Here is a 13,475-nt window from a genome sequence, read left to right as displayed (position 1 = left end):
GCTGAATCGTCACAAACTGTTTTTTACCTTTCTGCAAGCGCAAGACTAAATCAAAACAATAACTCAATTTAGTCCTTAAGAAATCCTCTCCTGCTGCGCCTTTTGAGCCTGTTTTAAAGCCTTCTTTTCCTCCCGACGACGTTTAAAAAAGCGGCTCAATTGGTCGGCACAATCCTGCGCTAACACGCCAGATGTTACCTCAACTTGATGATTAAAAACGGGATGTTGCAAGAGATTAAGCACGGTGCCCGCGGCGCCCGTTTTTTCATCCCGAGCTCCAAATACCACTCTAGCAATACGGCTATGCACCATAGCACCAGCACACATGGCACAAGGCTCGAGGGTCACATATAAGGTCGCATCAAGGAGTCGATAGTTTTCAACGGTTTGCCCAGCGGCACGCAAACAGAGGATCTCAGCATGGGCACAGGGATCATGCTGACTGATAGACAAATTATACCCAGTCGCGATTTGCTGCCCATCCTTTACTAACACCGCCCCCACTGGCACCTCGCCTTCAGCCTCGGCCTTCTCAGCCATGGCCATCGCGACCCGCATCCAATGTTCATCTACTTGAGCTTGTTCAAGAGCCGCTTGCTTGGGACAAGTTTGCTCACCACCACTCACTTCATCACAACCAAGTTCATCAGAGCTATGCGTCTTCGCATGCAAGGTTTTTGGGTCCAGTTTTGTCTGCTCCACTTAAGGATTCTCTTTATTCAACAATTTGGGCAATTATACCTATAACCAATAAAAAAGGCGCACTTGGCGCCTTTCGTTAATTCATCATGCCATTAAGACAAGCAATTATTCCCATTCGATGGTTGCAGGTGGCTTACCTGAAATATCGTAAACTACGCGGGAAATACCGTCGATTTCATTGATGATGCGGTTTGATACGCGGCCAAGGAAATCATATGGCAAATGTGCCCAGTGCGCGGTCATAAAATCAATGGTTTCAACGGCACGCAGTGACACCACCCAATCGTATTTACGGCCATCGCCCATCACACCCACAGAGCGAACCGGTAAGAACACAGTAAATGCTTGGCTGACTTTGTTATAAAGATCAGCTTTGTGCAGTTCTTCGATGAAAATCGCATCAGCGCGGCGCAGCAAATCACAGTATTCTTTCTTCACTTCGCCAAGTACTCGTACGCCTAAGCCTGGGCCAGGGAACGGGTGGCGGTAAAGCATGTTGTATGGCAGACCTAACTCGAGACCAATCTTACGCACTTCGTCTTTAAAGAGTTCGCGCAGTGGCTCAACCAGACCTAACTCCATATCGTCTGGCAGACCGCCAACGTTATGGTGCGACTTAATCACATGGGCTTTACCAGTTGCACTACCTGCAGATTCAATCACGTCTGGATAGATAGTGCCTTGGGCTAACCATTTAGCGTTAAAGCATTTCTTGGCTTCTTCGTCGAAAATTTCAACGAATACACGGCCGATAATTTTACGTTTCGCTTCTGGATCGGCTTCGCCTTTCAGCGCGTCAAGGAAGCGGTTTTCCGCATCCACATGGACAATATTGAGACCGAAGTGGTCGCCAAACATTTCCATCACTTGCTTCGCTTCGTTTAAACGCAGTAAGCCGTTATCAACAAATACGCAGGTCAGCTTCTTACCAATTGCGCGGTGCAGCAGCATGGCCACGACAGATGAATCCACACCACCAGACAGACCTAAAATCACTTCATCGTCACCCACTTGCTTTTTCAAGCGCTCGATGGAGTCTTCGATGATTGAAGAAGGTTTCCAGTTGGCCGCACAACCACAGATATCTAAGGCAAAGTGCGACAGCATACGCATACCTTGACGGGTATGGGTTACTTCAGGGTGGAACTGTACGCCGTAGAAACGTTTTTCCTCACAAGACATGGCCGCAAATGGGCAAGTATCGGTTTTAGCTACGGCCACAAAGCCTTCTGGGATCGCCGACACTTTATCGCCATGGCTCATCCATACATCCAGCAGAGACTTGCCATCGCTGCTAACGGCATCTTCAATACCTTTAAACAGGGCAGATTCGGCAAGCATTTCAATCTGGGCATAACCAAATTCGCCTTCACCCACGCCTTGGATCACTTTACCGCCAAGCTGTTCAGACATGGTTTGCATGCCATAGCAAATACCAAGAACAGGTACGCCAGCATTGAACACATATTCAGGTGCGCGGGGAGAGTTATCCGCAGTCACGCTTTCTGGGCCGCCCGCGAGGATAATGCCGTTCGGGGCAAACTCACGAATTTGGGCTTCTGTCACATCCCATGCCCATAACTCACAGTAAACACCAATTTCACGGATACGACGGGCAATCAGTTGGGTGTACTGAGATCCAAAATCGAGGATCAGTATCTTATGCTCATGAATATCGCTCATGGATAACCTTTATTTCATCTATTGTTTTAACTTAGCTCAAGACGAGAGGTGCAATCTTGAGGGCATACGGATCTTAATACCGGGGCGGCTAACTGCCGCCCCGGTATTACAAACGCTTAAGAACCTGAACGGTAGTTCGGCGCTTCTTTAGTGATAGTCACATCGTGCACGTGGGACTCGCCCATGCCCGCTGAAGTAACTTTCACAAACTGGGCTTTTTCATTCAGCTCTTGGATAGTGGCACAGCCTGTTAAACCCATGCATGAACGTAAACCACCCATATGCTGATGGATGATTTCCTTCAGCTTACCTTTGTAAGGTACACGGCCTTCAATGCCTTCTGGCACAAGCTTGTCAGCAGCATTGTCAGATTGGAAATAACGATCGGAAGAACCTTGAGACATGGCGCCTAAAGAACCCATACCGCGGTATGACTTATAGGCACGGCCTTGATAAAGCTCGGTTTCGCCCGGCGCTTCATCAGTACCTGCGAACATTGAGCCCGCCATAATGCATGATGCACCCGCCGCTAACGCTTTGGCTAAGTCGCCAGAGAAACGCACACCGCCGTCGGCGATAACAGGGATACCTAATCCTTTTACGGCTTCGGCCGCATCAGAAACCGCAGTAATTTGTGGCACGCCCACACCCGTCACGATACGTGTGGTACAGATAGAACCAGGGCCAATACCGACTTTAACTGCGTTAACGCCGGCTTCAACTAAGGCCAATGCGCCTTCCGCTGTCGCCACGTTACCACCGATAATTTGTAAATCTGGGTATTTAGCGCGGGTTTCACGGATACGTTGGAGTACGCCTTCAGAATGGCCATGGGAAGAGTCAATCAGTAGCACGTCGACACCGGCTTTCACCAGCGCATCGACACGCTCTTCGTTACCCGCACCCGCACCAACGGCTGCGCCCACACGTAAACGACCTAGCTCATCTTTACAGGCGTTAGGTTTACGCTCGGCTTTCTCGAAGTCTTTAACTGTGATTAAGCCTTTCAGCTTGAAGTTATCATCAACAACTAATACTTTTTCGATACGGTGAGAGTGCATTAATTTTTGCACTTCATCTAACTTAGTGCCTTCGGCAACCGTGACTAAACGCGCTTTAGGCGTCATCACTTCTTCTACGGTTTTGCTCCAGTCAGTCACGAAACGTACGTCACGGCCAGTGATAATACCGATCAGCTCATTGGCGTCGTTGACTACAGGATAACCCGCAAAACCATTCTTAGCGGTCAGCACTTTAAGATCGGCAAGTGTGGTTGAAGGCGTTACCGTTACAGGTTGTTGAACTACACCTGCTTCGTAAATTTTAACTTTACGAACTTCTTCGGCCTGCTTTTCTATGCTCATGTTTTTATGAATAAAACCTAAGCCACCTTCCTGTGCCATGGCGATAGCAAGACGCGCTTCGGTCACAGTGTCCATAGCGGCAGACACAAGCGGAATATTCAGTTCAATGGTATTGGTCAGGCGAGTTTTAAGAATGGCGGTATTTGGGAGTACAGTAGAATGCGCAGGAACAAGTAACACATCGTCAAAAGTTAGCGCTTCTTTAATTAAACGTAGCATAGGCAACATCTCCCCAGTTGAGTAGGATTTTAGAGGTGAAATATTGCGGCGGGATTATACCTTGCATCTAGGGAGCGGTAAATGGAAAATAGTGAAAAAATCCCATTTGCGCGAGAAAACACATGCAAGTCCCTAAAAATAATATTTATACCGTCTCACGCCTCAATGGTGAAGTCAGGCAAATTCTTGAGGGACAACTGGGTAAGATCTGGCTAAATGGGGAAATTTCCAACTTTTCAGCCCCCAGTTCAGGCCATTGGTATTTAACCCTTAAAGATCATTATTCACAAATTCGCTGCGCCATGTTTAAGGGACGCAACCAAAGCGTGAGCTTTAAACCTGTGAATGGCCAGCAGGTGATCGTAAAAGGTGCGATTAGTGTTTACGAGCCTAGGGGCGACTATCAATTATTGATTGAGTCAATGCTCCCCGCAGGAGACGGCTTACTGGCACAACAATTTGAAGCGTTGAAAATGAAGCTCGCCGCGCAGGGATTATTTGCCGCCGACACTAAACGCCAGCTTCCGAAAAATATTCAACGCATCGGGGTGATCACCTCCCCCACGGGCGCGGCGATCCGTGATGTCTTGCATGTGCTTGCCCGCCGTGACCCATCGATTGAAGTGATTATTTATCCGACACAAGTACAGGGTGAAAATGCGGATATGAATATCTGCCAAGCGATAAATATCGCCAATCAACGGCTTGAGGTGGATGTATTACTACTTACCCGCGGCGGTGGCTCGTTAGAAGATTTATGGTGTTTTAACAGCGAAGCGCTCGCCCATACCATTTATAACAGCGCACTGCCCATAGTGAGTGCCGTGGGCCATGAAGTCGATACCACAATAAGCGACTATGTCGCCGATGTGCGTGCCCCCACGCCCTCAGCAGGCGCAGAGCTGCTCTCACAGGACAGTGACAATAAAAGCCAACGTTTAGCCACAGTACTTGCCCGCCTTAAACAAAGCGCAAGCCACTATCAACTCAAGCAAGAGAGACGCTTAAGTTTGCTCGAGCACAGACTGCAACGCTTAGACCCTAAACGCACCTTACAGCAATTTGAGCAGCGTTTCGATGAGATGCAATTACGGCTCGAAGCCGCACTTTCTAACAAACTGCATGGCTTAAGTCGCCGTCAGCAGCAACTGGCAAGTCGCCTCGAGCAACAATCACCAAAACATAAACTCGCACTTGAGGCCAATCGTTTGAGCTATTTAGCAACGCGTTTGCGGGACGCAATGCAAGATACACTCAATCAAAGCGAGCAGCGAATTAAATATGCCGCCCATCAACTGGAAACTGTCAGTCCATTAGCCACCTTAAGTCGCGGCTATAGCATCACAACTGACAAAAACGGTGAAGTTATCACATCTGCAAGTCAAATCAGTCTTGGTGATACAATTACAACTCAACTGTCCAACGAGCGTCTAATGTCTACCGTTACTCGTCTCCCATAATATTAAGCCTTTATTATTTTGCAGTTTATTGGGGAGTATGTGGCAAAAAGTGATAGGCTTTCTGCCATTTACTCTTCAAGCATTAGCTGCCACGCATGACGTGCAGTTAATAAACTAAAGATTTAGTCCTAAAGGCTAAAAATATTATCTTTATATAAACGACTAACTGTCACTTGATTCCTTTTTAAACATATTAACCAATGACCTTAAATTTTTATGTTGTGAATATTTCTTTGAATAAAGGCATATTGGCCCGAGAACATTGTTTCTAGTTGGACCATGACATACTTCTAAATTAGCATTATTACTAATCATAATGTTCGGTAGCAGTCCAATACCAACACCAGACTCAATCAAACGCTCAGCAAAATCTGGCGTATCAATAATTAACTTACGCTTAAACTCTTTGTTTCGATTTAAAGCTGATGATAAATCATGCCAATGATCCCAGACTTTTGAATGAACGAGTGTTGGACAGGGGATATCAAACTGTTCATTAACTTTTTTAGCCCAACTAAACTTTAATACATCAATAACACCCTCATTAATATATCTAGAATGACTATCAAATAACCCTTCAGTAATCACTATGTCAGCATCTTCCTTATCCAGCCAACTTTTAATTGCTGTCAACTCGCCAGTTTTAATATGAAATAAATTATTGTTTATCAACTCATCTGTCAAATAAGGTGCAACATACTTTGTGTAAAGCCTAGGTTGAGTAACAATTACTATTGGTTCTTCTTCAAAAAAATATTCTACAACACTATCAAACTCTTTATAACTATTGACTATTTTTTCTGCAACCAAATACAGCTTCTCACCTTCTTTAGACAGTGAAACGCGGCCTTGCTTTCTAATAAATAGTATTGTATCAAGATCTTTTTCTAATTTTATTATTTGTCCACTTATATTAGGCTGCGTTGTCTCCAATATCTCCGCAGCCCGTGAAAAGCTGGAATATTTTGCTGAAAAATAGAAAGCATGAACAGTGCCACTGCTAATCATAGATTAAAAACCTTGATTTAAAATAATGACAATATAGTCAAAAACCTACTTCTGCCCAACAAAAATATCACAACACGTGTCAAAAGTAACAAATATCAAAATATGGTGAACTAGATCTACCATTAAAAATAGAAGCCAAAGTTTATATTAACTCTTTTATCCCAATCATCACCTACTTCAGGTAAACCTATATGATCATTATTGGCGGTAGAGAAGGTCATATTTTTACCCATAATAAAGTCGATCATTGTGTAGGTAGGACCTGCAGAAATCGCCATACCAGTGACGTTTTGCATACTGTTATCGTAGCTATCGTCATCAACATCTGCCGTCATTAAACCAAAGTCGTTGTAGAACTTAATGCTACCCCAATCTGTGTTCACGGTTTTGGCAATGTTGATGTTATAGGCTTGGCCCTTAGAAGCAATTTCATACTGCCAGCTTACTACTGACACGCCAATTTTATTAGAGTCAATAGCATCTGCAGCATCGTATTCATATTGCATGGCTTGTATTTGTAAATTCCAGCCTTTGTAGCTGCTGTCTAAATGCAATGCTACAGCATAGCGATCGCCATTGTTGCCCGTCTCGCTGTTGTAGATTTGGCCATACTGCACAGAGCCACCAAAGGTAGTCGAGCCGCCTTCGTATTCTGTTGTATAAGTTTGTCGCACGTTTAACTGGTTAGTCTCTTCATTGTGATACTCAGTGCCATTGATGGTACCGGTATACAAATCGGTCGAATAACGCTTGTTCTCGGTCGCACCATACTCAGCACTTTTATAAAAGGCTACATCTGTATGCCAACCTTGGTTTTCATAAACCACTTTAACACCTACGTCAGAGTCATCTTCAAACCCTAAGTAATATGGCAAACCAAACCACCAACTATTTGATATTAACTCTCGATTACCAAAAGGAACCTTATTAATACCAACTTGAACTTGCAGATCATCATTTACATCATAGAAACCATAACCATGTTTAATGAAATTCGTTTTTGATGACAGTCTATAATCTGCAGATATCCCCCAGTCCCCTATTTTTCCATTTAACGTTAAAGTTGCAACATCAAAATAAAAATCCCCCCCTTTATCTTTTGAAGCTTGGTCATAATCTCTATAAGCATAGTTCGCTCTAACCGAACCGCCAAATTTAATTCCTTCATCTGGCGTATCCGCATAAATACTAAACGCAGACAATCCAACAATTACAGAAATAAACTTACATAATAACTTAATGTTCATCAATTACTCCAAAGACATTAAACTGAAAGAATTATATTATTCATGGAAAAATGAAATAGTTATACTAGGTCGACTTATAGCGTGCAAAGCATATATAAAATGCCTTGCACGACAACCATCATTTAGAAAGTAACAAAAATTATCTTGTACTGTAGGTTTTTAAAAATTTAACACCGTTATTTATATCAGGAGTGTAAATTCTATCTTTAGATACAAATGGAACATATTTACGGTATTCATGAAGAAATTCACTCGTACCATTTCCCATTTTTTGGCTATATTCTTTTGTTCTGATATCCATACCTTGTGTGGTATGCAACACCTCATAAGAGTAAATTTCATAAGCAATATCTGCAATTTTATCTAAGCGATTTGCAATTAAATTGACGTTACTAAAAGTTTCCTCAATACCAACAGATGTTGGTACGCCATAAATTGCAGCACTATTGGTCAGAGACATTGCTTCAGCATAAAGACCGGACATTGACTGTGCAATATTAGCAAAACCATCACCACCGACATTTTCCTTAGAAATTAAGTATGTTGTTAATTTTGTACGGTGACCGTCATCTAATTGGGTAGTACGCCAGGCTGAAATATGAATCACTTGAGCAAGTGCACGACTCAAAGACTCCAGCTGCACTGCTAGCTGGGTATTATCAAAATTAGAACCTGAGTTTACAAAAACATTTTTTCCACCAACCCGTAAACCATTAACATAATCGCTATTGCTGTACCATAAATCATCTCTTGCATCTGTATGCACTATTGGATTATCTGTCGTATGGTTGATTGCGGTATTGAGTAACTCTTTTGCTTGGCGTAATTCTTCTTTCGCTGCTGCTAAGATTTGACCTGATGATCGAAAACTTAACGGGTCCTGTAAATTTCGCTTAGCATCAACACTCCAAAGATATGAACCTTTTAAATGAGATAAAATAGATTCTGCCGCTTCATGTCCCTGTGGCCATCCTTTTGTATCGACTGTATGCCATAGAAAAGGAGACACGTTACCATTTAACGCTTCTAAACTAGACGCAATTATCACAGATGATAGATCGAGTAGATGCTCCACTTTTTTCACTGCCGTAACCGATTGTGCTTCAGCTACATTACTATTTGAGAGAATTGAAATACCATCCATCCCAAATGGCTGATATTTTTTCAATCCTAGCTCTTTACGTACCTCAGCTGAAGAGCGCCGCTTTCCTTGGTACATGACATCCCACTCACCCATTAAGGCTAAGCCGACATGTGTCACCATACTCAAATCATTTGCACCTTCTGAACCTCGTGAAGGAATTAATGGATAAACATCATTGTTGATATATTCCATGTAGGCATTGGCAGCCTCAACACTCATCCCAGTAAATCCAGCAGCCATCTGGTTCAAACGGATAACCATCGCCATTTTAGATTCAGCTTCAGGTAAAAATGGCTCCATCCCTGCTGCTTGAATTCGCATTTGCCGCTCATTAAATTTAATCGACTCTGAACGATTCGGCTCATTTTCGACCGAAGACCCCGCGACACGCTGGTCTTTCAGCGCACCATAATTAACCGTTAATCCATAAATAGATCGCCCATCTTCAGCTGCATCAATAGGTGCTTTATAAGACGCTCGAATACGCTCCCAACCTTCTTTCGAAATGTTAACATCTTCACCGGACTTAGATATTTCCCAAAGTTTATCTACAGTCAATGAAGTACCATCAAGCGTATGAGTTGCTGCGATTGATGTCATAGGTAATATAGCGGCTATTACAAGCGGTATAGTTTTTAATTTCATGGCAACGTCCTATTATTAGTTTAATATAAAAATACCTAGTTATTTTTCGAATCAAGATTAATTAAGAATCAACAAATAGAGTCTATTAAATTGGAATTACTTTAAATTTGGAAACTCCACTATATGGCAATCACTACATATAGCATGTGATGGTTTATGCTCTGAATGACAAGCTGTACACTCCAATGTATTCCGATAGTGAGCAGAGTCATGGGGTGATTTATCGTATTTATTTTCTTTCGTTGGAATTTCATCCATTGTACCATGGCATCTAATACAAAAACTTGAATCTGGTCTTTCATTCGGGATACCGCTACCGTGACATGTTTTACAACTGCCACCTTTTCCCATCAACTTAAAATGATGTTCTTTAATTGGGACTCCACTTAACGTATTCTCCGTAGTGTAGGCTGATAAAGATGTCATTAATAAAGCACTAACCAAACCTAATTTATGTATATATTTCATCATTATCACCTATTACACTTTTCTAATCGCAGCTTGATTTCCTGCAATTTGTCCAAACACGAGACCATCAATAGAAGAGCAACCGCCTAATCGGTCCATTCCATGTGTACCACCAGTAACTTCACCAGCAGCAAATAAGCCTGAAATTGGTTCACAAGTGTTAGAATCAATAACCTCTGCATTAGGTGTAATAGCAACCCCCCCCATGCAATAATGTAACTTGGGTGACAATCGGATTGAATAAAATGGAGGTTTTAAAATTGTTTTCTCATCTAAAGGTTTATTAAACGGATCTTTTGCTTTACCTTGAACAATCTCATTCCATTCATTTACTGAATTTTGTAATGCATCAATATCAACATCATAACGTTTAGCTAATTCATCAAGCGTTTCTGACTTTTTAATTGCACCATCACGGTAAGCCGCTTTAAAACCTTCAGCATGATTTGCCGTTGCTTCACCACAAAATACAAATGGCATATTCGGTTTTTCTTTCGTACCTGAGGCCAATACTGCCAACTGCGCATCCGCACGAGTTCGACGGTCTGCTAATTCATTCATGAATCTCGCGCCAGTTTTAGGGTCAATTGCGATCCCTTCTGCAAAAGCATAATCCGCAAAGAAACTCGCAGGGCCTGCGCCCTTCTCATCTGGTGTAGCCCAAGGACCTAACTGGTACATGTCTAACATTACCGGCAGGGCTCGAATAGACAATAATGACTTAATCATGGTTGCTGAAGCGCCAGGCTGAGCAGTGCTTTCAAGTTCCTGATATGCAGGCATTGTTGTTTTAATAAACTGGTGATCTTGTCCCCATCCACCAGAAGCAACAATTACCCCTTTTTTAGCCTTATAAGCGAATTGACCTCTATTGGAACCACTCTTAAAATCGTATTTTTCACTGACGACAATTCCTGTCACACCACTGTCGCCACGAATGACTTCTTCAACATTCGTTCTATTTTGAAATATGATCCCAGCCTTACGAAGGTAGTTATGCATAGGAACGACAATGCCACCACCGGATGCACTTTCGGGTAAATGTGCACGTGGAGCACTATGCCCACCGAGACGAATTACCTTGTCTTGAAACTTTACGCCACATTCCATCAGCATATCGTAGGCTTTGTGCGCTTCTGTAGCTAAAGTGCGACATAGTTCAGGATGATTAAAACCACGCCCAGCTTTAAGCATATCTTTGATCATTAATTCTGCGGAGTCTTTAATTCCTAATTTTTTTTGCATCGGCGTTAATGGCATACACATCAAGCCACCACATATAGCTGAGTTACCACCAAATGCCTCCATTTTTTCTAGCACTATGATATTTTTTATTCCTGCTTTATGAGCTGAATAAGCAGCCGACAGGCCAGCAAAACCACTGCCGATAATGATAATATCAAATTCTTTATCCCAAGCTCTTCCATAATTATCGTTCGATGCTTTAATTGGAAATGCCATAGCGGCGGTAACGCCTGTTGCTAACTTAAGGAAATCTCTTCTTCCGGCCATAATACCCTCACCCATTAAATATTCTATTTAATAATCAAAAAAATTAATAGAAATAATAAATCGCAATAAATCTAATTTTTGGAATTAATTTTACTGCTAATTAAAAAATCGATAATCTTGTAAGCAACATTTAAAATAGGCTAACAATTATCACGATGTATGAGCATATTATTTTTATTAAACATTTGTTAATGTGACTAACGACCGCCATTTATGTCCATAAGTTTTTCTTATAATCTGAGCGTGATCTAGATCTATCTATAGGAAAAGTCGTGAGATAAATATTGATGATTAACTTTTTAGCATCAGACAAAAATTTAGTGTAAACAGCAAATAACGTCTTCAGTTCAAGAGGGGTAACTTAAAGATTTCCTGAATTAGCTAATACATTATTTGATATTAATTTCCAAATAATTATTGGAAAGTGTTAAGGCTATTTATGACCGTTCAGTTAAAAAAAAGGAACCCTAGGGTTCCTTTTCTATTGATTCACTTAAATAAATGACTCGGTTTTTCGTTTGAGTCTTATTTTGCCTTGCGGTCTTTAATATGACTCAAGGCACGTTTACGGCGACGCTCTTGGCTCATGGTCAGCTTTTCCACTTTGTTTTCAAACGGGTTATCACCCTCTTGGAAACGCAGTTGGATTGGCGTACCAACCACTTTTAATGAACGGCGGAAGTAGTTCATCATGTAGCGCTTGTAAGAATCCGGTAGCTTGCTGACTTGGTTACCGTGAATAACCACGATTGGCGGGTTATAACCACCGGCGTGGGCGTATTTCAGTTTCACGCGGCGACCGTTCACCAATGGTGGCTGATGGTCATCCTGCGACATTTGCATAATGCGGGTCAGCATTGAGGTGCTCACGCGGCGAGTCGCACTGTCGTAAGCTTCTTCAATCGACTCAAACAGATGGCCAACACCCGTGCCATGCAGCGCCGAAATAAAGTGAATACGGGCAAAGTCAATAAAGCCTAAACGACGGTCGAGTTCACTCTTAACACGGTCTTTAATGCCTTGGTCGATGCCATCCCACTTGTTAACGGCAATCACTAACGCACGGCCTGCGTTTAGGGCAAACCCTAATAGGCCAAGATCTTGTTCGGCAACGCCTTCACGGGCGTCGATGATAAGTAACACCACGTTAGCATCTTCAACCGCTTTCAAGGTTTTAATCACCGAGAACTTTTCAATCACTTCATGGACTTTACTGCGGCGACGTACACCAGCAGTATCGATAATCACGTATTCGCGACCATCGCGTTCCATCGGAATGTAAATACTGTCACGAGTGGTGCCTGGTTCGTCATAAACCACCACACGCTCTTCACCTAAGATACGGTTGGTTAGAGTCGATTTACCCACGTTAGGTTTACCGATGATGGCGAGTTTGATCGGTAAGTCCTGTAGACGCTTTTGCTCAGCTTCGGCTTCTTCTTCAGTGTACTGACGCTCGTCAACTTCTTCCTCTTCGCCTTGGCGCTCAATGCCCATGGCTTCAGCGTAAGGAGTTAAGGCGTACTCAATCATATTGGTTACACCGCGACCTTGGGCGGCAGCCATTTGATAGACTTCACCTAAACCCAAAGACCAAAATTCGGCGCAGGCCGAGTCGGCATCAATACCGTCAATCTTGTTAGCCACCACAAAGGTGGTTTTTTGGCGGCTACGTAAATGCTGAGCGATAGACAAATCCGCAGCGGTTAACCCAGCACGCGCGTCGGTCATAAATAAGACTACATCGGCTTCTTCGATAGCGGCAAGGGACTGCTCGGCCATCTTAGTTTCGATCCCCTCTTCAGTGCCGTCGATACCGCCGGTATCTACCACGATAAACTCATAGCCGGATAAGAATGCTCGACCATATTTACGGTCACGTGTTAGGCCAGGAAAGTCAGCAACCAGCGCATCACGCGTACGCGTAAGGCGGTTAAATAAGGTGGATTTACCGACGTTCGGCCGACCAACAAGGGCCACTACAGGGATCATGATTTCGCCTCTAAAAAACTTTTCAATAAAA

The 13,475-nt window shown here is 43.0% G+C and carries 10 protein-coding genes; 1 reads left to right on the top strand and 9 read right to left on the bottom strand.

Annotated features, from left to right (window positions below; genetic code table 11):
* Positions 1 to 75 precede the first annotated feature (75 nt).
* The 3 genes from tadA to guaB all read right to left on the bottom strand — a co-directional run bounded on the left by tadA (position 76) and on the right by guaB (position 3,968).
* On the bottom strand, positions 76 to 627 hold the full coding sequence (gene tadA / locus JM642_RS06340) for a tRNA adenosine(34) deaminase TadA (protein WP_275403231.1): 552 nt from the start codon (positions 625 to 627) through the stop codon (positions 76 to 78).
* Positions 628 to 807: 180 nt separating this feature from the next.
* Complete coding sequence (gene guaA, locus JM642_RS06335; RefSeq protein ID WP_203433181.1) at positions 808 to 2,385, bottom strand: glutamine-hydrolyzing GMP synthase; 1,578 nt, start codon at positions 2,383 to 2,385, stop codon at positions 808 to 810.
* 116 nt (positions 2,386 to 2,501) lie between these two features.
* Positions 2,502 to 3,968, bottom strand: coding sequence for an IMP dehydrogenase (guaB, locus tag JM642_RS06330; RefSeq protein ID WP_140907529.1), 1,467 nt, complete (start codon positions 3,966 to 3,968; stop codon positions 2,502 to 2,504).
* A 122-nt stretch (positions 3,969 to 4,090) separates the two neighbouring features.
* On the opposite strand from guaB, the gene xseA reads away from it, so the two are divergent.
* On the top strand, positions 4,091 to 5,428 hold the full coding sequence (xseA, locus tag JM642_RS06325) for an exodeoxyribonuclease VII large subunit (protein WP_047534042.1): 1,338 nt from the start codon (positions 4,091 to 4,093) through the stop codon (positions 5,426 to 5,428).
* A 162-nt stretch (positions 5,429 to 5,590) separates the two neighbouring features.
* Here xseA and JM642_RS06320 read toward each other — a convergent pair whose 3' ends face one another.
* The 6 genes from JM642_RS06320 to der all read right to left on the bottom strand — a co-directional run bounded on the left by JM642_RS06320 (position 5,591) and on the right by der (position 13,444).
* Complete coding sequence (locus JM642_RS06320; RefSeq protein WP_047534045.1) at positions 5,591 to 6,436, bottom strand: LysR family transcriptional regulator; 846 nt, start codon at positions 6,434 to 6,436, stop codon at positions 5,591 to 5,593.
* A gap of 122 nt (positions 6,437 to 6,558) precedes the next feature.
* The gene (locus JM642_RS06315; protein WP_203433179.1) at positions 6,559 to 7,683 is read right to left on the bottom strand and encodes a hypothetical protein; all 1,125 of its coding nucleotides are present in this window, start codon (positions 7,681 to 7,683) and stop codon (positions 6,559 to 6,561) included.
* A 139-nt stretch (positions 7,684 to 7,822) separates the two neighbouring features.
* Positions 7,823 to 9,472, bottom strand: a complete 1,650-nt coding sequence (locus JM642_RS06310) for an aromatic amino acid ammonia-lyase (protein ID WP_047534051.1) — start codon at positions 9,470 to 9,472, stop codon at positions 7,823 to 7,825.
* Positions 9,473 to 9,568: 96 nt separating this feature from the next.
* Entirely contained in the window at positions 9,569 to 9,943 is a 375-nt protein-coding gene (locus JM642_RS06305; RefSeq protein ID WP_203433177.1) for a cytochrome c3 family protein, read from the bottom strand.
* Between the two features lie 9 nt (positions 9,944 to 9,952).
* Entirely contained in the window at positions 9,953 to 11,467 is a 1,515-nt protein-coding gene (locus tag JM642_RS06300; RefSeq protein WP_239000493.1) for a flavocytochrome c, read from the bottom strand.
* Positions 11,468 to 11,977: 510 nt separating this feature from the next.
* Complete coding sequence (gene der / locus JM642_RS06295) at positions 11,978 to 13,444, bottom strand: ribosome biogenesis GTPase Der (protein WP_037420678.1); 1,467 nt, start codon at positions 13,442 to 13,444, stop codon at positions 11,978 to 11,980.
* Positions 13,445 to 13,475 lie beyond the last annotated feature (31 nt).

The sequence above is a fragment of the Shewanella sp. LZH-2 genome, assembly GCF_016859145.1.
Taxonomy (GTDB): domain Bacteria; phylum Pseudomonadota; class Gammaproteobacteria; order Enterobacterales; family Shewanellaceae; genus Shewanella; species Shewanella xiamenensis.
This window is presented reverse-complemented; position numbering and strand designations above follow the sequence as displayed.